We start from the raw sequence: 18,944 nt of genomic DNA, 5'->3' as shown, positions 1-18,944 counted from the left end.
TCCACGGAGGTCTCACGCCTCTTTCATTCGTGAAATTGTTGCGGGTGCGTCTTGCGGCTGGATTTTTCACCGACGCCATATTTCTTCAAGCGACGGGCAAGGGTGGTGCGGTCAATGCCGAGCAATCTTGCGGTCTTGGCGACGTTGCCGCGGCATTGTTGGAGGGTCTTAAGAATGTGTTCTTTCTCGACGTCCCGGAGAGGACGCGATCCACCTGGAGCACTGCCGCCGGATACGCATTTTTGGCTTCTGCCTTGTTCCGGCAGATCGGAAGGCCTCACAAGCGGGCCCTTCACGATGATGGAGAGCCTCTCGATCAGGTTCTCCAGCTCTCGAACGTTGCCCGGCCAATCATGCTCGACGAGAGTCCGCATCGCCTCCGGGGACACTCGAAGAGTCCTTTGTCTGGAACCACCGAACTTATCAAGAAAGTGCTCGACCAGCAAGGGGATGTCACACTTTCTCTCGCGCAGAGGGGGAATGCTGATCGGAATCACGTTGAGTCTGTGGAAAAGGTCCTCTCGAATTCTCCCTTCGGCCATGGCCAGGCAGGGATCGGAATTCGTCGCGGCAATGACTCGCACGTCAACGTGAACGGTCTCGTTGCTGCCGACTCTCTCGAACTCTTTCTGTTCTAGGACCCTCAACAGCTTGACCTGGATCGCCCTCGGGATGTCGGCGCATTCATCAAGGAAGATGGTTCCTCCGTCTGCGTGCTCGAACTTGCCGATCCTGCGTGCGGTTGCGTGAGTGAACGCTCCCTTCTCGTGCCCGAAGAGCTCGCTTTCAAGCAGCCCCTCTGGGATTGCAGAGCAATTGACTTTCACAAAGGGTCTGTTCTTGCGGTTGCCGTTGAAATGAGCCGATTTCGCAATGAGTTCTTTGCCCGTCCCGGTCTCGCCCGTAATCATGATTGTGGCATTGAAATCCGAAACCGTCTCCAGAAGGTCAAGTGCTTTCAGCAAGCGCTCGTCCCTCGTGATTACGTTGTGAAACCGATACCTCTCCGAAAGAAGCTTACGCAGCTCCCTCGTTTCGCTCACGAGGCGAGACTTCTCAAGCGCACGCCCAACGAGACCTTCAAGCGCCTCCCGCTCAAAAGGCTTGAGAATGTAGTCGTACGCTCCCTCCTTCAAGGCACTGACGGCACCTTCGACGCTGCCGAAACCGGTGAGAAGTACCACCTCCGTGTCGGGATAGAGCGATTTGATCTCGCGGAGGAGCGAATGCCCATCCTGACCCGGCATTTTCACGTCTGTGAGCACGACCCGGAAAGTCTCGCCGCCGAGTGTAGACAACGCCTCCTCTACGCTCGTTGCGGCCTCAAAGCTGAGCGCTTTACGTTCTAAGATCTCACCAATCGTCTCGAGAATGCGGCGATCGTCATCTACGAGAAGAACATCTTTCATCCTCTGTCGGCCACTCCAAACGAAAAGCTTCAGACCTTGGTTGTCTCGCACAAGAGTTCGTTCGTTCTCTCGCGTACCTCGGCATCATGTCGCGCGGCCGGAACCCGAACGGTCAACGTGCTTCCCACCTCCGGGTTACTGATCGCGCTAATGTTGCCTCGATGCGCCTCGACGAGCCTTTTCGCAATCGCGAGTCCGAGTCCGCTACCCTTACCCTTCGCGGTGAAAAATGGTTCAAATATCTTGTCGATGTGTTCGCTCGATATCCCGCATCCGTCATCTTTCACCTCTATCACGGCGTTCCCATCCTCCTCGCGCAAGAGAATGCACACACTGCCTTCCTCGTTCACCGCCTGATATGCATTGAGAAATAGATTTATGATCACGCGTTGCATGTATCTGGGGTCCACTTCAGCTTCAAGCCGACTCACAGAAAACTCTCTTGTAAGTCTCACGTTCTTAGTGCCATCGAGCTTGCCTGAGACCAACTCGATCACCGAATTCAGGAGGCTCACAAGATCTGTTTTCTCTAATCGCGGTTCGACGCGTTGTGAGTAGACAAGGAGATCGGACACGAATAAGTTCAAGTCTTCGGCCGCACCCACGGCCTTCCTGAGCAATCCAACGGATTCCGCTTTCCCTGACAAATCCTCGTTGAGCAGCGACAGCAACCCCATGATGCAGGTCAAGGAATTTCTGACTTCGTGAGCTATGACGAGGGCTGTCTCGCCAACGCCCGGAAGCGAATCCGTCTCGCCGGCATCACCGTTGTGAAATAGCGCGTCGTTCCTCTCGCTTTCGAGAACGCCATCCGAAGCGATCGCCATGATGCATCTTTCACCGTGCCGCTTGAACACCTTGGTTTTAAGGTGGAACCCTCGTGGGCGCCCGGATTCCTGTGGAAAAGTAATCTCTACCGTCTCATCTTCGGCTCCCCCGCTCAGCAATTCCAGCAATCGAGCCTTGACGTTGTAGAATGGTGTTCCGCGCGCCGCTTCTCCAGGCAGCCTTCCGTCTGCAATTTCACACATTCTCGCGAACGGGCCGTTTACGGAGAGCAACCCACCTTTTTCATCCAGTATCAGGAGGCCGTCGCCCACGGTGTCGAGAACTGCACCCAGGCTTGTCTCTGCGCTTTCGGCCCGCTCGCGCAACATCTCGCTGAGCCTTTCCACCTCGACCGTCTTCTTTTCGAGTTTTCTGACTACGAGGACGGATATGGCTGCGATTGCCGAGAGGAAAAAGAGTCTGACGATGTGGGTGCCTCCCAGGTCCGCATGTGAGCCGAGAAAACCTACATCGATAGTGTAGAAAACACCCGCAAGCGTGGCGCCGTACGCGCAGCCTGACGCGGAGAGCGTGAAAGCCGCCACCAGTATCTCGAGCGGATAGAGAAAGAAGAAAACGCTGTCTTTCCCGCCGGTAACGTGTATGAGGAGCGTCCAAAGAAACATGTCGATGCCGATCTGAACCCATTTGAAGGAAGAACGGAATCTCCCGGTCACGGTGAGCCAGTAGTAGAAGAGATTGAGACACGTGACGGCAATGACGACGTAGAAGGCAAACATCAAGTTGGGGAAAGAATGCCTCACGACAAGGCTGACTGCCGGAACGGATGCGGCGATAATCTGCCGGATGAAAAAGGCCTGTTCGTAGTGAACGATAGATGCAACGCGATGCCTCCGAGAGGGTTGTCTCGCGTCGACCGATCTTGCCACCGTGCCCACGAGAATCACCTGCCTTCAGGGCTTTCCTCTGAATCACCCGAATGTCAGTAAGTTCGGCCCTAAGATATCAGCGGCAAGGGACCCGCCATGAAAGGCTAACATGATGCAATCCGGCGAGGGGGCTGGAAGAACACGTACAGCAAGCAACGACGGACGGAGAATCCCCAAACTCCGGGCATCGAGTCTCGGCTCGGAATCTCAGCTGGAGTCATGTTCGTCTCACTTCATGAACTGTAATCAAACTGGCGGGAGGCCGGAAAGCTATTCGGCCGCGCTAAAGCTGCTGTAACAAGAAGAACAGGGCCTTTCGGTAACCTCGTCAGCTCGTTTCCTTGCTCTTGCCTTCGTAAGATAGCACACCGAGGTCACAAAGTCAACAACTTTCTTAAAGCAAGTCCACGTAGGGCGGCTCGTATCCTTGCTGCCTCATCAAGAGGCAGATCTGGCCGCGATGGTGAAGCTCGTGGGTAAACACGTGCAGAAAGACCGTGCCCAAGTCGAGCACCCTCTCCCCTTCCCACCGCACGGTCGTTTGTTCTGAGAGGAGTCCGCTCGCGATGTCAGAGACGAGTTTTTGGGTGCGGCCGTGAATTCTGTCCCAATTTGCCTGGAGCGCAGCAACGTCTTCATATTTCTCGGGGAGGAACTTCTGTCGTTTTTCGCCACAGACTACGGAGCCGATCCAGTAGTCTTCCGCATCCATGAGATGAACGAGAAGATCTCGTATCGAACTCATGCCCTTCTGCCTGTTCAAGAAGCATTCTCTGTCAACCTCCTGGGCGGCTTGAAGAAGCAAGATTCTCGCATTCTCGATGTGTTCGAACGGCTCTTGAATTGTCATGCCCCCCTCCTGTCAAGATGGCTCCGGAGTCGACGAATTGCCCGCCGCGTAGTTCTCATCTTAACACGATTGCCGAATCCCCCTCGTGATATTCTCTGCTCTGACCGGACTGTCGAATCGCTCCCCAGAGATTCCTCGTCGCGACGCGAATGGATAATCGCCCCGCTGCACCATGCCCGGACGATCGCTTAACCCCGGCTTTGCCTCTGGCACGTCTATTGCAATCCAAAATACATGTCGGCCCTGCTCTGCCTAGTGCGCGGGGCCCGGTTGTCGCATTGCTAAGGAGGTCTGCGCTATTGGCTGCCATTCTTAACGATACGATTGAAGCATTGCTCGAAGACCTCGACACCGAGTCGGTGGCCCTTCAGCCCAAACCGCGACGTCCATTGCAGAATGCACTGCCAGAGTCCAGGCCAGCCCTGTCTGTCATCGTGGCTGCGACTAGTTGCTCAAGGGAGTTGCTGCGGACGCTGGAACTGCTCGCTGAAGCAGGAGAGGAACTCTCTCGAACGCTTGGAAGAAAGGCAGAGATAATCGTGGCTGCATACGGCTCCGAGTCCACGGACTCCATTGGGGCCGGCGATTCCACTCTAGCGGCCGGGGCCGCCCTCGTTGCCACGTCGACCTCAATCAAAGGCTCGGACCGGATCACTCGCTCCGCCTCACTTACCTACTTTGCCTCGGCGGAGGAATTCGATGCCAAAATTGTGTCCAGAAACCTCCCGAATTGCGCGGCGGCAATCAACGCCGCAGCAAGCGTTGCCAGGGGAAAGATTCTGGTTCTTCTCAGACCGAACCTGATGCCCAAGAAAGGGTCTCTCTGTCGTATTCTTCAGGCAACTGCCAACAGAAAGTCACTTGGAGGCGGGACAAATGTGGCGTCAGAGGATGGGAGCCTGAGTTCAAGACTCGCGGCGATGATCTCCCGCCTTCCGCTGAGGCTCAACGGCGTCAGCCTGGGGGTGATGTTCGTAAGAAAAAGCGCCTTTCGCAGACTGGGGGGTTTTAGAGAAACGATGTTCTCGGGGGAGGCGATTGAATTTGCGTTGAGGCTAAAGAAACACGCCGTGAGTACAGGCAGACAGTTCAGCAACATAAAGACAGTCTGCGCCACACGCTATGGAAAAGAGGCATTCGGACTGAGCCTCAAAGAGTGGCTCATGCTATTCGTCTCTCCGCTGGCCTAGAGCGCCTCCCCCGGTAACCCGAGCGAATTTCATTCGGATATGATCGTATCGAGCTGGGCTATCACTCCCTCCACCTTCCCGACAACCTTCACGTCGTTCTTATCAAGATCGACTTTGATCTCTTCAAGTGCCGGCTGAAGAGGGGCAAGCCTGGCAAAAAACTTGGGAGATGATATGGAAACGGCCTTGTCTAACGCTCCCTTCGCGACAGAAAGAGATTCTGTGGCCTTGCCGAAATTCCGCGCTGATGCGTTGGTTCTGACTTGCACAAGCTCCCACTTGCAGACGGAGAGTTCCTTCTGTGCCTTGGCCGTTGCGAGGTTCTCTTCGAGCGTGGCGACTTTGGTCTTGAACTCTGTCTTGAGAGCATTGAGTTCCTTCGTGACGTCGGACACGCGCTTTGAACCCATCATGAAGCCAAGAAAAAGGGCCACGACGAACACGATTATCATGATGATTACAGCCCTTGTCCCTTTCATCTTCGTCTCCTTTCGTTTGTCAAGAAAGTGTCACCGCACTGTTTCCCATTAGAAGAAGTAGCGTCCCTCAACTCCCAAGAAGAGCTTAGACATGTCGTCGTTCACTCCCCACACGCTAACATGAGACGCAGTGCTCTCGCTGAGGGTTGCAATGTAACCCAGGTGCAGACCTAAAGCGTAATTCGAACCAAACATGCGCTGGCCTCCGACAAGAAGATGAGCCGCCACGGCATCGGTATTTTCTCCGTCGTCTTCGAGCCAGTACTGGTTGAGTCCGACGCCGACAATGGGAACTATCTTGTCTGGACCGGGCTCAAGGACGTTCATTCGCAGTTGGCCGCCCAGGGCAATGAGATCGGGCACAAATCCAAAACCCAGGCTCACGCTGAACCGCTGGTTGAGCTGCCCGGAAATGTCCACTCCGGCCACGAGGGGAAGTCCGAGCTGAAACCCTATGCTGTAATTCTTGTCCCCACCACTGCCGGTTACGCTCCAATCAGAATAGTCCTGAGCCGAACACACAGCAGCGAGACTGGTCAAAGAAGCAACCACAATAGCGATAACGAGCACACGCATTTGTCCTCCCTCCTTTCGACAGGTCGTGACCCGTATCTGAAACAATCTGTCAAGTTTATGTGTCACCACCCGCTCTTCTCGGCGTTTCCACTAAGTGAAGCGCCATGATAACAGCAAAGGCGCCATGCGTCAACAGAGGTGACGAATCATGTCGACGCAGTTAGGAGACGTCCCATTCTACTGTGACGAGCTGATTGACTTCCGATCGGAGCACCTATACACTCTTTGATGAAATCGTCCCACATGCACTCCGGCAAACGCGTTTGTTGCGGGGACGCCGGGCCGACCAGGCCGTGGCAATCGCACGGGCACTTCGACGACGATGACATCGCAATCAAGACATGGCAACGAGGAGGATGGCCTTGAAAACTGGAACCAGAGTCGCTTCCGGAACCGCGATCGTGCTCTTGACTTCGATACTCGTGGCTGCGTGTGCCGGCAACGGATTCGCCCAAAGGTGGCTTCCCGCCTCGAGTTCCATGCGGGCGCTCGCCGTGCCGGAACCTATCCAGCTGAAATGGAAGATTAGCGAGGCGTTTACGCTCACCGCCACGACAGTCATCATCCTCCCGACCACTTCCTCGCAGGAAGAGCGCAACATCGCAGCCTGGCTCAAGCAAGGCCTCTACAAGTTGCACGGAGTCAACCCCGAAATGATGGTGACAGATCTGATCCCGGAGAAAAACGCGATCGTGGTCGGCCTCGCTAGTAACGCAGCGTTGAAAGGTCTTGTTCCGTCACTCTCGACTGCGGACTTCGGTAGCTCTCCGGAGCAGAGTTACGTTCTCTCGGTGAGCCCCGGCAGGACGTGTCTGATAGGAAATGGCATCCAAGGACTCAAGTGCGGCGCGCAGACTCTGCTTCAGGTTATTTCGATAGACGCTTACACCGCAACATCTGTAGTTCCTCCGATCGAGATCGTTGATTTCCCGTCCGCAAGCATGCGAGCGTTCTTGCTCCCGCTTCGCGGCTACAGATTTCGTGAGCAAGTGTGGGATGCAAGAGCGGTCATCGACATGGCAGAGATGCTGCACATGAACACCATGATTGTCCAGGTGGACGACGCAATCAAATTCAATTCAGCCCCGGGAGTGGGAAGAACCGATGCTCTCGCAAGGGACACGCTCAGAGCCCTCGTAGAATACGCACGTGCGGCGGGGTTCGAAGTGATCCCCCTGATAGATACCTTCAGTCACCAGGACGTCCTGCTCTGTCCAGCCTATCCGGATCTGTGTTTGGACAAGAACACGTACGACCCGTCCAATCCGAAGGTGTACGCGAGACTCTTCGGAATCATCGACGAGATCTTGGAGATATTCGAGCCCAAATACATGCATATCGGGCACGACGAGATTCGGGCGTTCTCGAACATGCCGAAGGAGAAGGCAGCCAAGCTATTCTTGAGCGACATCCGAGAGATCCACGCGTACCTCGAGCAGAAGAATGTGCAGACGATGATGTGGGCAGGCATGCTGCTTAGCTCTACCCAGTTTCAGGGGCAAGACAACTGCAACGGACTCCTCGGTAATACGTATGCCCTGATAGATTCTCTGCCAAAAGACATAATCCTCGTGGACGCGCATTACAAGCAGCGGAAGCCGGATTTCCCCACGGTTGACTATTTGCTCTCAAAGGGTTTCCGCGTGGTTGGTTGCACGTACAACGACCTTCAAGCGACAAACAACTTCGGCAAGTATGTTGCGGACAAGGACGGCCGATTCCTGGGCATGACTGTCGCCTTGTGGAATTGCTTCAACTACAGCGGGATGGGCACTCCCAGAAAAATTTTGCGTGAGGGCGCAGAAGCATTCTGGCGAGGAGGAGCCCCCCCGCTGGATCCTACGGGCAAGGAAATTCCTCCCAATTTTAGGCGTCATCCGTACATCAACGACCCGTTCGAGAGCCCTGAATACTAGTGTGGCACGTCAGGTGAATGTCGTGGCGGGCACCAGAGGCTGCGCGGGACTTCCAGGCCGTGAGATTCCATGAGTTCTCTATTCGAGAGAACGGATTGCGTGTTCCCGTCGGCGACCACCCTGCCGGAATCGAGCACAACGACTCTACTGCACAATTCACTCACGCTCTCCATGTCGTGAGTCGAGAGAACCTTCGTAGCCTTCAGCGCCTTTATGAGCTGGAGAAACCTCCTCCTGCTGCGCGGGTCCATATTGCTCGTAGGTTCGTCGAGGGCAATGATTCTTGGTCGCATGGAAAGAACAGAAGCTAACGAAGCCTTTTTCTTCTGGCCGAAGCTCAGATGATGTGGCGCCTTCTTCTCGAGCCCGGCAAGGCCGGCTTCGTTCAAGGCCCAGTTCACGCGCGAAAGAACCTCCGGATTGGCGAGCCTCATTGTGAGCGGCCCGAACGCCACGTCGTCGAAAACAGTGGGACTGAAAAGCTGATCGTCGGGATCCTGGAACACAATTCCGACTCTCTGCCTGACTTCACGCAAGTTCTTGTCACACACCTCCAGACCATCGATCGTGACTTTACCGCTTCCAGACAGAATGCCGTTGAGGTGAAGCAAGAGCGTTGTCTTCCCGGCGCCGTTCGGCCCAACAAGACCCAGACACTCGTCCTCGAATATGTCAAGAGAAACGCCGTCGAGAGCGCTGGTTCCGTCAGGATAGGCGAAAGAGAGCGAGGATATTTGTATGATGGGGCGCATTATGTGACTCTCGTCTGCTGATTCCTTGTGCTAACTCCGTGGCCGGCGTGATCACTCCGAAACCAGCCCGTCAGATCAGATTCGAAATCAGAAGTATCAGTAGAAGGGGCCCTAGAAGAAACAGAGGAAACAAGACGTCTCTTCTCGAAGTCCTGAATTGAGTCGAAACGACGGCGGTTCCATCGAACCCGCGTGAACACATGGCCACGTGGACACGCTCGGCTCGCTCGTAAGACCGAATGAACAGCACGCCGACCAGCGAGCCCACGAAACGCAATTCCGCAATCCACGGTAAGCTGCCCGCCCGTCGAGAGTCTCTCGATCTCTTCATTCTGAATAGCTCGTCCGCAACAACGTAAGCGTACCTGGAGAGAAAACAGGTTCCCGCCGTCAATCCTTCCGGGACACCTATCTTGCGCATGGCATTCAGTAGATTGGCACTGCCCGTCGTGCTGACGAGAATAGTCATGCCCAGAACGCAGACAAACGACTTCAGCACCACGTTCAGGAACGCGGGAACCCCGGCGGAATCAAGGGCAGAAGAACCCGAGGCGGAGTGATGAATCATGAGGTCCACACCCCTCCCGAGCAGATTGAATGCACCGATTGCAATCGCAAAGGGAACTATCGCAAGACTCCTCCTGAGGATGAAGCGAAGAGGAACTTTCGAAACAAGCGCGATACACGACAGGCTGAACAGGGCCGCCAGTAACGGGGCGAATTCGCGCACCGGTACAAGAACTACGACAACCACAAAGGTCAGGAATGAGACCAGGGTAACGACTGGATTCAGCCTGTGGATCGGACTCGTCAAGCCGCAGTATCTGTCGATCGCGAAAAGATCCATACGTCTCTTGCTGACAATCGTTGTTAGCGATCAACGCGTCTCGTGTTTCAACTCCGCCGCGGTCAGGACCTTTCCGAGTAGAGCGGCGGCCGCAAACACGAGTGCTGCACCCGCTATTCCGGCGAGAGACGCGGGTAGTTTTCCAAGAAGTAAACCTTGCCAAGAGTAATCGGGAGCGGGCGAGCGAAGGAGCGCGCGCTCTCTGTCGATGAATCCCAGGTCACCGGCAATCCTCTCCAGTCCGTCGGGCAACCGTGAAGCGTAAGGAGACACAAGACCGGCAAGGACCAGCGAAACGACGAACGACAAAACTAGAACCTTTCGTTCCGACATCGCTCTCCCCCTGAAGCGCGCTAGCGATTTGCCGTTGTCCCGCTCATCACAAGATCGGGCCTTGTCTTGAGCAGGAATCCGACAAAGAATCCCGTTATCAGGGCCTCTCCGATCCCTATCACGGAATGGACACCCACCATGGCAGGCACGACCACGGCGATCGGAGCCCTTCCAGACAGCGCAAGCTCAAGAGAGCAGCCAAAGGAAGCTGCCACGACAGAGACCCACGCTGCCAGCGAAGCCCCGAGAACAACTCCCGCTCTCCTGCGCATCACGGAGCTACTCACCCTTATGATCGGGTAGACGCACGTGGTACCTACAAATGCCATGTTCATGATGTTCGCGCCGAGCGTGGTGAGACCTCCATCCTGAAATACGAGGCATTGAACCGTGAGCACGACCGTGATGACCATGAATCCTGCGTACGGTCCTAATAGTGTTGCGGCTATTGCGCCGCCAAGAAGATGACCGGAAGTACCCCCGGCTATCGGAAAATTGAGCATCTGCGCGGCAAAGATGAACGCCGCCGTGACTCCCATGACAGGAATCTTTTTGTCGCCAAGAGCCCGGCCGGCCTTTCTGGAGCAGAGTCCCATTGCCCCGGCCGCCAGCACCCAAGCAGGCACCCACACCTTCGCTTCAAGAAAACCGTCTGGAATGTGCACGAAGAAGTCCTCCGGGAATTCCACCGTCCTCGCCGGCGCATGACCGGCTATCTATCAGCCGCCGTCCCCGCTCGCGCGAGACCTACACTGCACAATCATGGAATTCCGCGACCCGTGGTCCCCGTATTCAGACTGATGTGCTTGATACCTTTAATCGACTGTAGCCCCTTGTAGAGACTGTCCACGTCTCTGGGTCTGCCCTTCACGACGACTACCTCAAGGCAGTTGTCGCGATCAAGATGCACGTGCTGCGTCGAGATCACATTGTCGTGAAACTCATGCTGAACGTGGGTAATCTTGTTGAGAATCTCGCGTCTTCCGTGGTCATACACAAGCACTATCGCACCCACCACCTGCCTACCGCACAACCACTCTTTTCTGACGAGCCTCTCTCTTATCAGGGCACGTATTGCCTCCGATCTCGTCGGAAACTCATTGTCTCTGACGAACGAGTCGAGCCGCGCGAGAAGCTCCCTTTCGAGCGAGACGCCAAACCTGATGAGATGAGACGGTTTCTTCATAGCTGACCCCACAATTGCGAGCCGCCGTTGCCGGTGTGCATACGTTTCTCAAAAACATAACACTAATTCTGGAACGGTCAAGAACTTTGTTGACGCCTCGCCGACATTTTCCCCCGGCGCGGGCGTCTTCCGGCGCCTGGATCGCAAGCCCTCGCTTGACACGTCCACGGTTTTTGGTAGACTCCGTAAGAATCACAAGAAGACCAGGCGGAGGTGAGAGTAGATGAAACGGATCTATTTTGATCACGCGGCAACGACAAAGACCGACCCTCGAGTGGTTGAGGCGATGCTTCCATTCTTGGGTGAAACGTTCGGGAACCCTTCCAGTGTGCACGATTTCGGGCAAGAGGCGCGAGCGGCCGTGGAGGCTGCCAGAAAGCGTGTGGCCGATTTCATCGGCGCACGGCCGGACGAAATTGTCTTTACGTCAACGGGGACGGAAGCCGACAACTTTGCAATCAAGGGGCTGGTAGCGGCGGCTCAAAAGAAGGGAAACCACATAGTCACAAGCAGCATCGAGCACCACGCGGTTCTGCACTCCTGTAAAAAACTCGAGAAACAAGGCTTCCAGGTTACTTACGTACCCACAGACGGCCACGGGCTGGTGAATCCCGACGATGTCGCAAGAGCCGTCATGCCGTCCACCGTCCTCATATCCGTCATGCACGCCAACCACGAAGTGGGCACCATACAACCCACGGAAGAAATCTCAAAGATCGCAAGGGAGAGGGGCATCGTTTTTCACACCGACGCCGTGGCAAGCTTCGGCAACATTCCCGTCAATGTCAACAAACTGGGTGTAGACCTTCTCAGCCTTGCGGGCCACCAGTGTTACGGACCCAAGGGGGTCGGGGCCCTTTACGTGAGGCAAGGTGTAAGGATTGCGCCGTTCATTGACGGCGGGGTTCAGGAGGACGGCAAGAGAGCCGGCACCGAGAACGTGCCTGCGATTGTCGGGCTGGGAAAGGCAGTGGAAGTGGCGGAGCAGGAAATGGGGCCGGCGGCGGAACGTTGCAAGAAACTACGCGACACGATGGAGGCTGGAATCAAAGAACGCATCCAGTTCGTCCGCGTGAACGGTCACCCCGAAAGGCGCTTACCCGGGCATTTGAGCATCTGCGCCCAGTACATAGAGGGCGAATCCATGGTTCTATTTCTCAACATGGAGGGAATTGCCGCGTCGAGCGGTTCCACGTGTAGCTCGAAGGCATTGAAGGCGTCTCACGTCTTGACGGCCATGGGAGTACCGCCCGACGTGGCTCAGGGCTCTCTCCTCTTCTCGCTCGGCAGGGAAAACACCGCGGAGGACGTAGAGCATTTCTTGAAGGTCTTCCCTCCAATAGTCGAGAGGCTTCGTGAGATGAGTCCGCTTTACAGCGACATGAAGAAGAAAAGGGGCAATGACCCAGGGGCGTGACGGGCAGGTAGGCCAACGAGACGGTTCGCAAGTTCAGGCTCAAGGAGGCGGTTCGATGAAAGTCACACTTGTCGTTTTCAGCGGCGACATGGACAAAGCGATGGCTGCTTTCAATATCGCCATCGGAGCGGGATCAATGGGCATGGAAGTCTCGATGTTCTTCACGTTCTGGGGTATCCATATCCTTAAACGTCCGAACACCCCGTCGAGGGCCAAAGGTCTTATCAGAAGGATGCTCTCCATGATGAGTCCTCCAGACGCCCGCAAGCTCCCTCTTTCCAAACTGAACATGCTCGGAATAGGCCCGTTCATGATGAAAAAGTTAATGAAGCAATATAGAATGCCTGGCGTTCAGGAGATGATTTCGCTCGCCGAGCAAAGCGGTGTCAAACTGATCGCGTGCACAACCACGATGGAGCTGATGGGAATCAGCAAGGACCAGTTAGTCGAACAAGTGGATCGCGTGGCCGGCGTCGCAACTTACCTTTCGGAGGCGTCTGAATCAGGAATCAACCTATTCGTTTGAGACACTACGTTCGTTCTACCGGGACCGCAGGGGAACGACGGCTTCGACGTCGCTCCCTCGCATTGTTGGAGGCACCATGAAGGCTGACTTTACACTCGATGCGTTCGGTCTTCTCTGTCCGATGCCCATTGTGAGAACCGCCGAGAAAATCAAGGAAATGCAGCCGGGCCAAGTACTGGAAGTAATATCAACTGACGAGGGAATAAAGGAAGACATGCCGGCCTGGTGCAGGGCCACGAAGAACGAGTTTCTGGGCGTCGAGGAGGACGGGGAGGTTTACAAGGCCTACGTCAGGAAAAAATAGCTGGTGAAAGAGCAACCGGCAGGAAGAAGTAACCGGCGAACTCCGTCCCGGAAAATGCCGATAGTATAGTTGGGCGAACCAAGGGTCTCGAGCCGGTCGAACGATTTGAGCGCGGGAAGCTTCATGAGCGCGTTGGAGGAGACGGCATAGAAATGAACGCCAACAAGAGAGCTCTCAATAAATCCGCCACCAAGAAACAGAGCGGCGCGTCACGCACCGGCCTGACAAGAGATGAGGCCAGGAAAATGGCGAAGTCTCTTGCTTCCCTTGTTGTTCAGAGCAAGCCGGGGCAGAAAGACCTCCCGCAGATCCAGCGCCGGCAACTGGAAAAACTCATCGGTGAATCGATCGCACAAAACATGATGGACCTAAGTCAGCTTCACAATCCCGTCAAGGCGCTGGCTGAGTATCTGGGCAGAATGTACTCGCGGCTTCAGATCGGACAGAAGAAGGGTACGTTCGGGCTCCATGCCGAACCAGAAATGAAGAAAATGGCCTCGAGTTTCTCCAAGAAATTCTTCTCGGAATTCATGAAAAGAGCGTACGAAATAGCCACGACGGTTTCAGTCGACGTTCCCGAGTCTGATCTGCGGCAGGAAAGAACCCTCGGGGACGGGGTGGTGTCCGAGCAAAAGACCTCAAGCCCCAAGTTCACGCTCAAGAAGTTCAGGCCCTCTCTCAGGTTCAAGGACGTCGGAGGAAACATTGACGCAAAGAGGGAGCTGATGAGATTCGTCGCATTCTTCAGGACTCCTTCCAGATTCAGAGAAATCGGGGCGAGACTGCCGAAGGGTGTGCTACTCAAGGGACCCCACGGTGCCGGCAAGCCCTCCCTTGCAATCGCAATGGCCGGCGAAGCCGGTGTGCCCATGCTCAAGATAGATGCAACGGATCTCGTGGCAATGTACGGCGAGCTCGGCTCGGAAGGCATGGCACAGGCGATTGCGGCGCTCAAGGAAAACTCTCCTCTCGTCATCTTGGTGGACGAAGTACTGCCCGCTCCTGCTGCGGGGCAGGATTACGCCACCTTTGCCCTCCGCGCGCTGTTCGAAGGTTTCGCCGGCGCCGACGACGTGCTGATCATAGGAGCCACGAGTAACCCGGAGGCACCGGACCCCTCGCTTCTGAGACACGAGAGATTCGGCAGAGTCTTGCCCATTGACAAACCGGATTTCAAGGCAAGACTCGAAATTTTCCGAATCTACACTACCACGAGCAGAAAGGTACTCGCTCAAAACCCAAGAAAAAAACTCATCGAGAGAACCCTTGATCTGGACAGATGGGCGCGCGACACCGCGGGGTTCACGCCCGAAAAAATAGAGAATCTTCTCAACGACGCGGCAATACTCGCGGTCGCCGCACGCTGTCGCTGCGGAATCGACGGAGACAAGATGCGGGAGGCGTTCGACAGAATCGTTGAAGGAGCCGGAAGCACTCACAGGTTGACGGACAAGGAAAAAGAAATAGTCGCGGTCCACGAGCTGGGTCACGCGTTGGTCTCCCAGTTTCTGCCCAACGCAAGCCCGGTGGCCAAGATATCAATCGTGGGCAAGGGGGAGCAACTCGGTTACACGAGGCCCTATCAAAGAGAGGGCAGATACCTGATGAGCAAGGACATGCTCCTCGACGGAATCGCCACGCTCATCGGCGGCCGGGTTGCGGAGGAACTGATGTACCCCGAGAACGAAAAGACCGACGGCGCCTCGAGCGATCTTCAGGTGCTCAGGGATCTCCTGGACTACGCAGTAACGGAGATAGGGTTCGGAAACGGCTACGTGCTGCCCGACAAAGAACACGACAGAGAAGCTCTGAGACGACAGATCGACTTCATGGTGCTCGAAGCAGAAAAGCGAGCGCTCGACGTGCTCACGTCGCACTATTATGAATTGTTCAAATTGAAGGACATTCTTGTGAAGAGAGAGGCCCTAACGGGTAAGGAATTCCGCGAACTTCTGCGCTCGATTCAGAATAGAAAGAAAAAGTTGTCGGCAAGACAACTCGAGAGAGAGATTGCAGGACTCGAGGAAACACACGCCAGAATGCTCTCCAAGGTGGTCACCAAAGCCGCCTTCCTCCCCACACAGGAACGCTACCGCAACTGAAGATGCATGCCTGAGTACACGCGCAGAGACGCAGCGACTTTCGCTCCGACCGGCAAAAGCATGTTGACCCGGCTCCCGCTGTTTGTTAACTTTTTCGGCAGGTTCCAGACAGACTCGCCGCCACCGTCGATTCATGGCCCCGTTCGAGGAGGGAGGCAAAATGTCACGCTGTTCACTTTTCACACTCTTGGTCTTGGTCTCTGCAATTGTGGCCGTTCTGGCTCCTGCGATGGCGCCGGCCATTCTGCCTGCGCCTCCCTTTCATCAGGTACCCGTGGCTACGTTTTCCATCGTAGCCTACGACCCGGAGACGAAGGACCTGGGCGTGGCGGTAGAGTCCAAGTTTTTCGCGGTCGGCTCCGTTGTGCCGTGGGCCAAGGCCGGTGTCGGTGCAATCGCCACGCAGGCGTTTGGTAACACCACTTACGGTCCGAAAGGCCTTGAGCTCCTGGCAAGCGGAAAAACTCCGGCCGAAGTCATTGAAGCACTCACGTCCGCGGACGAAGGAAGAGACAGGCGTCAGGTTGGTATTGTGGACGCAGAGGGAAACGCGGCCACGTACACCGGAAAGGGCTGCAATCCCTGGGCCGGCGGGAAAACCGGTACGCACTACTCGGCGCAGGGAAACATACTTGTCAGCGAGCAGGTTGTGGCGGCAATGGGCGAGGCATTCGAGAAAGCGAAAGGTGAGCTGGCCGACAGACTCCTGGCCGCGCTCGAAGCCGGACAGTCCGCCGGTGGAGACTCAAGGGGTCAGCAATCTGCCGCGCTCTTTGTGGTCAGAGATAGCGGCGGATATGCAGGATTCAACGACCGCTATATTGACCTGAGAGTAGACGATAACTCCGAACCGATTAAGGAACTGGGCAGGCTTCTCAAGATTCAACATGCCATGTCAAGACTGAACGAAGCTAGCGCTCTTTACGGTCAAGGCAAGTACAAGGAAGCAGTGGAAGCAGCCAGGAAAGCAGTAGAATATAGACCAGACTACGGCGACGCGCACTACGACCTCGCCTGCTTCTTGTCGCTGGCCGGTGACGCTGACAATAGCCTCAAGGAACTGGAAATAGCTTTGAGACTCAGCCCCAAATTGGGTTCTTTGGCTCGCACGGACTCAGACCTCAACAACGTGAGGTCTGACCCGAGATACGAGAAGATACTTTCGGAACTGGCGGCAGAGCGGCCGGCAGAAAAAAAGTAGGGCGATTCAAAGCTTGGGGGCGGGTCGCAGGGAAGCGCGGTGCGGCGTCGCGCGACCCAATCAGCGGCGGCTATCAGCGGGAACGTGGTCGTAGCGTCACGCGGACGTTTCGTTCTCTCTCAGCAGCGCTTCGGTGCTCTCGACCATGAGTGGCTCTGGGGGCGCAACTATACCCCCGGAAACGACCAGCTTTATTCCCTGCTCCACGGTGATGCCTGCCCTTATGGCGTCCGACGACCTACATACAACGAGAAAGCCCGTTGTTGGGTTTGGGGTGGTCGGAAGAAAGACGTTTATTACCTCGGTTTTGTTTCCTTGTTTGTCAATGACCGCGTAGTGCTCCCTGGTAACAAAACCCATCATTAGAAGTCCATTCCTAGGATACTCAATGAACACTACCCTCTTGAAAGACTGTGTGTCGGCCGTGCCGAGAGCCTCTATCACCTGCTTTGCGGAAACGTACACACTACCCACCACGGGAATCTTTGACACACCCCTGTGAAAATAGTTGAGCAGCGTCTTCCCAAGAACGTTTGTCGCAACCAGCCCCGCCAGAAACACCAGCACTATCGTAGCGGCAACGCCGAGCCCTGGAATGTCAAGTCCGATAAGCCGTTCGATGTATGGGGCCAGGATGTTGTCAACGGCATTGAACACCAGTTTCAGGATGAGATAGGTCACGCCCAGAGGGACTATCACGAGGATCCCCGCGAGGAAACTGTGTCTCAAGAACCTTGCAAGAGAATTCATACGAGGTTTTTCTCCCGATTAGCTGCCCGAACGTCCCTCAGCTCGCTCCCTGCGCCCTTCCTCTCGCGACTGCGGCTCCTCTTTCACAAATCCCGACAAGCAGACATTCTCTGCATTTTGTGTCATTCTTCCTGACCACGCAGTCCCGCAGAATACCGAGTCTCGTAAGAGAGAAATCATATTTCAAAGGATCCCGCGGGTCAAGCGTCTTGAGGGCTTGCGTGATCTCCTCCGCCGTCTTCCAATCGCTCGTTTTGCGCCTCGTAAGTCCCAAGTAATGAGAAAGACGAGCCACATGAGTATCGAGAGGAATCACAAGCTGCGAAGGACTTACCTCCGGCCAGAGGCCAAAATCGATTTTGTCGGCGGTCCTAACCATCCACCGGAGGAAAAGGTTGAGCCGCTTGCAGGCGCTGCCGGTCAGTGGCGAGGGGACAAGAAAGAGCGCCCCGTCGTCTCGCGCATCCTCAACGCTGCGATAAATCGTCCGGCCTCCGTATCGAAGGAACCTTCCCGCGAAAGAACCCAAGGAATCCCTGATAGTCGGCGCGTCTTTCGAGTATCCCTCGAGAAAGAACGCTTTGAGACTCCCGTGCTTGGACAGGATTTCCTTTGTAGCGAGAAGAAACCAGGCCAGGTGCCTGGCGGTGGTGAAGCGATGCTTGAATCCCCCGAGAGCAGAGAGCAATTCGTTGGGTCTTGCCGTGAGCACTGCATCGTATGGATCGGCCCCCAGGACTGTGAATACTATCTCCAAGTCTTTCTTGATCGTCGCGACACTTCCGTACGCAAGTGCGGAAGCAATGAAGCCGGCTACCTCCTTGTCACGAGCGTCGCCGTACCTGTGTGGAAATTGGATAGGGTCCGAGTCTACATAACCTGCATCGTAGCTCAGATAGAGCTCGCCGAGCTTCTCTTTGAGAAGTTCCCTGCGCGATTGTGACATTGTCGGCATCGGGTCCATTTTTCGGGTTCAGTCTCCGTCGCGGCCTCTGTTTTCGCCGGCCTCAAGCGATTATCCAACGCTACCGCTGTCGTGTCAACGCACATCGGCGTGTGGTAAGACATCCCAATTGGCCGCCCGCGTTATGCGTTCGCAAGGCACAGCACGGTCAATGCGGGGTCATCCTGTACTCTCAGAAATGTGTTGACAGAGAGCGGTGGGAGCGCTAGCTTTGTGCTGCGGCAGAAGTTTGATTTACGGCGGAGTGTGCATTGGTTTCACTCGAGGTTTGTGACATGTGGTCCGCTCGTGAGGGGGCTATTTCACGCAGGCAAGGCGGGAGGCTGGGTTCCAGAGGCGATCACGGCCGTGGGCGTGACCGCTGGCTTGGCCGCGGTGTTAGCCGCACACATCTGCTCGACCGCACAGTACTGCTCTTGACAAC

Annotated in this window: 19 protein-coding genes; 7 read left to right on the top strand and 12 right to left on the bottom strand. The window is 55.6% G+C overall.

Annotated features, from left to right (window positions below; all coding sequences use genetic code 11):
- Positions 1-23: 23 nt before the first annotated feature.
- The 3 genes from NTX17_08800 to NTX17_08790 all read right to left on the bottom strand — a co-directional run bounded on the left by NTX17_08800 (position 24) and on the right by NTX17_08790 (position 3,977).
- On the bottom strand, positions 24-1,409 hold the full coding sequence (locus NTX17_08800; GenBank protein ID MCX5801470.1) for a sigma-54 dependent transcriptional regulator: 1,386 nt from the start codon (positions 1,407-1,409) through the stop codon (positions 24-26).
- A gap of 29 nt (positions 1,410-1,438) precedes the next feature.
- On the bottom strand, positions 1,439-3,127 hold the full coding sequence (locus tag NTX17_08795) for an ATP-binding protein (protein ID MCX5801469.1): 1,689 nt from the start codon (positions 3,125-3,127) through the stop codon (positions 1,439-1,441).
- A 394-nt stretch (positions 3,128-3,521) separates the two neighbouring features.
- On the bottom strand, positions 3,522-3,977 hold the full coding sequence (locus tag NTX17_08790; protein MCX5801468.1) for a DinB family protein: 456 nt from the start codon (positions 3,975-3,977) through the stop codon (positions 3,522-3,524).
- A 299-nt stretch (positions 3,978-4,276) separates the two neighbouring features.
- On the opposite strand from NTX17_08790, the gene NTX17_08785 reads away from it, so the two are divergent.
- Positions 4,277-5,167, top strand: a complete 891-nt coding sequence (locus NTX17_08785) for a hypothetical protein (GenBank protein MCX5801467.1) — start codon at positions 4,277-4,279, stop codon at positions 5,165-5,167.
- Positions 5,168-5,196: 29 nt separating this feature from the next.
- On the opposite strand, the gene NTX17_08780 is transcribed toward NTX17_08785, so the two are convergent.
- Both NTX17_08780 and NTX17_08775 read right to left on the bottom strand, forming a co-directional pair.
- Entirely contained in the window at positions 5,197-5,646 is a 450-nt protein-coding gene (locus tag NTX17_08780; GenBank protein MCX5801466.1) for a hypothetical protein, read from the bottom strand.
- 48 nt (positions 5,647-5,694) lie between these two features.
- Positions 5,695-6,222: a hypothetical protein gene (locus NTX17_08775; GenBank protein MCX5801465.1), complete on the bottom strand. Its 528-nt coding sequence runs from the start codon at positions 6,220-6,222 to the stop codon at positions 5,695-5,697.
- A gap of 362 nt (positions 6,223-6,584) precedes the next feature.
- On the opposite strand from NTX17_08775, the gene NTX17_08770 reads away from it, so the two are divergent.
- A complete protein-coding gene (locus NTX17_08770; protein MCX5801464.1) occupies positions 6,585-8,138 on the top strand; it encodes a family 20 glycosylhydrolase in 1,554 nt (517 codons plus the stop codon).
- Here NTX17_08770 and NTX17_08765 read toward each other — a convergent pair.
- The 5 genes from NTX17_08765 to nikR form a co-directional block, all read right to left on the bottom strand.
- Positions 8,135-8,890 carry an ATP-binding cassette domain-containing protein gene (locus tag NTX17_08765; GenBank protein ID MCX5801463.1) on the bottom strand — a complete coding sequence of 252 codons (756 nt, stop codon included), beginning with the start codon at positions 8,888-8,890 and terminating at the stop codon, positions 8,135-8,137. The two genes, NTX17_08770 and NTX17_08765, sit on opposite strands and share 4 nt — an antisense overlap.
- Positions 8,891-8,960: 70 nt before the next feature.
- Complete coding sequence (gene cbiQ / locus NTX17_08760) at positions 8,961-9,737, bottom strand: cobalt ECF transporter T component CbiQ (GenBank protein MCX5801462.1); 777 nt, start codon at positions 9,735-9,737, stop codon at positions 8,961-8,963.
- Between the two features lie 30 nt (positions 9,738-9,767).
- Positions 9,768-10,070 (bottom strand): PDGLE domain-containing protein, encoded by a 303-nt coding sequence (locus tag NTX17_08755; GenBank protein MCX5801461.1) that lies wholly within the window; start codon positions 10,068-10,070, stop codon positions 9,768-9,770.
- Between the two features lie 20 nt (positions 10,071-10,090).
- Positions 10,091-10,735 (bottom strand): energy-coupling factor ABC transporter permease, encoded by a 645-nt coding sequence (locus NTX17_08750; GenBank protein ID MCX5801460.1) that lies wholly within the window; start codon positions 10,733-10,735, stop codon positions 10,091-10,093.
- Between the two features lie 95 nt (positions 10,736-10,830).
- The gene (gene nikR / locus NTX17_08745) at positions 10,831-11,256 is read right to left on the bottom strand and encodes a nickel-responsive transcriptional regulator NikR (protein ID MCX5801459.1); all 426 of its coding nucleotides are present in this window, start codon (positions 11,254-11,256) and stop codon (positions 10,831-10,833) included.
- A gap of 223 nt (positions 11,257-11,479) precedes the next feature.
- Here nikR and nifS point away from each other — a divergent pair, with 223 nt between their 5' ends.
- The 5 genes from nifS to NTX17_08720 all read left to right on the top strand — a co-directional run bounded on the left by nifS (position 11,480) and on the right by NTX17_08720 (position 16,806).
- On the top strand, positions 11,480-12,673 hold the full coding sequence (gene nifS, locus NTX17_08740) for a cysteine desulfurase NifS (GenBank protein ID MCX5801458.1): 1,194 nt from the start codon (positions 11,480-11,482) through the stop codon (positions 12,671-12,673).
- A 55-nt stretch (positions 12,674-12,728) separates the two neighbouring features.
- On the top strand, positions 12,729-13,199 hold the full coding sequence (locus NTX17_08735; protein ID MCX5801457.1) for a DsrE/DsrF/DrsH-like family protein: 471 nt from the start codon (positions 12,729-12,731) through the stop codon (positions 13,197-13,199).
- Positions 13,200-13,275: 76 nt separating this feature from the next.
- Positions 13,276-13,503, top strand: coding sequence for a sulfurtransferase TusA family protein (locus NTX17_08730; GenBank protein MCX5801456.1), 228 nt, complete (start codon positions 13,276-13,278; stop codon positions 13,501-13,503).
- 152 nt (positions 13,504-13,655) lie between these two features.
- The gene (locus tag NTX17_08725) at positions 13,656-15,605 is read left to right on the top strand and encodes an ATP-dependent metallopeptidase FtsH/Yme1/Tma family protein (protein ID MCX5801455.1); all 1,950 of its coding nucleotides are present in this window, start codon (positions 13,656-13,658) and stop codon (positions 15,603-15,605) included.
- 229 nt (positions 15,606-15,834) lie between these two features.
- Entirely contained in the window at positions 15,835-16,806 is a 972-nt protein-coding gene (locus tag NTX17_08720) for a DUF1028 domain-containing protein (GenBank protein ID MCX5801454.1), read from the top strand.
- A 96-nt stretch (positions 16,807-16,902) separates the two neighbouring features.
- Here the strand turns inward: NTX17_08720 and NTX17_08715 are convergent, their stop codons facing one another.
- Both NTX17_08715 and NTX17_08710 read right to left on the bottom strand, forming a co-directional pair.
- Positions 16,903-17,556, bottom strand: a complete 654-nt coding sequence (locus tag NTX17_08715; protein ID MCX5801453.1) for a DUF502 domain-containing protein — start codon at positions 17,554-17,556, stop codon at positions 16,903-16,905.
- A 37-nt stretch (positions 17,557-17,593) separates the two neighbouring features.
- Positions 17,594-18,502, bottom strand: a complete 909-nt coding sequence (locus tag NTX17_08710; protein ID MCX5801452.1) for a TIGR02757 family protein — start codon at positions 18,500-18,502, stop codon at positions 17,594-17,596.
- Positions 18,503-18,944 lie beyond the last annotated feature (442 nt).

This window comes from Candidatus Eisenbacteria bacterium, assembly GCA_026388185.1.
Lineage (GTDB): Bacteria > Eisenbacteria > RBG-16-71-46 > JAFGJU01 > JAFGJU01 > JAPLKG01.
Note: the sequence above shows the minus strand (reverse complement) of the source record. Positions and strands in the feature narration are given on the sequence as shown.

Bases quoted from the DNA above. Each gene is read 5' to 3' on its own strand.
- NTX17_08800 (MCX5801470.1), bottom strand. From the start codon at position 1,409: ATGAAAGATGTTCTTCTCGTAGATGACGATCGCCGCATTCTCGAGACG.
- NTX17_08790 (MCX5801468.1), bottom strand. From the start codon at position 3,977: ATGACAATTCAAGAGCCGTTCGAACACATCGAGAATGCGAGAATCTTG.
- NTX17_08780 (MCX5801466.1), bottom strand. From the start codon at position 5,646: ATGAAAGGGACAAGGGCTGTAATCATCATGATAATCGTGTTCGTCGTG.
- NTX17_08775 (MCX5801465.1), bottom strand. From the start codon at position 6,222: ATGCGTGTGCTCGTTATCGCTATTGTGGTTGCTTCTTTGACCAGTCTC.
- NTX17_08765 (MCX5801463.1), bottom strand. From the start codon at position 8,890: ATGCGCCCCATCATACAAATATCCTCGCTCTCTTTCGCCTATCCTGAC.
- cbiQ (MCX5801462.1), bottom strand. From the start codon at position 9,737: ATGGATCTTTTCGCGATCGACAGATACTGCGGCTTGACGAGTCCGATC.
- NTX17_08755 (MCX5801461.1), bottom strand. From the start codon at position 10,070: ATGTCGGAACGAAAGGTTCTAGTTTTGTCGTTCGTCGTTTCGCTGGTC.
- nikR (MCX5801459.1), bottom strand. From the start codon at position 11,256: ATGAAGAAACCGTCTCATCTCATCAGGTTTGGCGTCTCGCTCGAAAGG.
- nifS (MCX5801458.1), top strand. From the start codon at position 11,480: ATGAAACGGATCTATTTTGATCACGCGGCAACGACAAAGACCGACCCT.
- NTX17_08735 (MCX5801457.1), top strand. From the start codon at position 12,729: ATGAAAGTCACACTTGTCGTTTTCAGCGGCGACATGGACAAAGCGATG.
- NTX17_08730 (MCX5801456.1), top strand. From the start codon at position 13,276: ATGAAGGCTGACTTTACACTCGATGCGTTCGGTCTTCTCTGTCCGATG.
- NTX17_08725 (MCX5801455.1), top strand. From the start codon at position 13,656: ATGAACGCCAACAAGAGAGCTCTCAATAAATCCGCCACCAAGAAACAG.
- NTX17_08720 (MCX5801454.1), top strand. From the start codon at position 15,835: ATGGCGCCGGCCATTCTGCCTGCGCCTCCCTTTCATCAGGTACCCGTG.
- NTX17_08715 (MCX5801453.1), bottom strand. From the start codon at position 17,556: ATGAATTCTCTTGCAAGGTTCTTGAGACACAGTTTCCTCGCGGGGATC.
- NTX17_08710 (MCX5801452.1), bottom strand. From the start codon at position 18,502: ATGTCACAATCGCGCAGGGAACTTCTCAAAGAGAAGCTCGGCGAGCTC.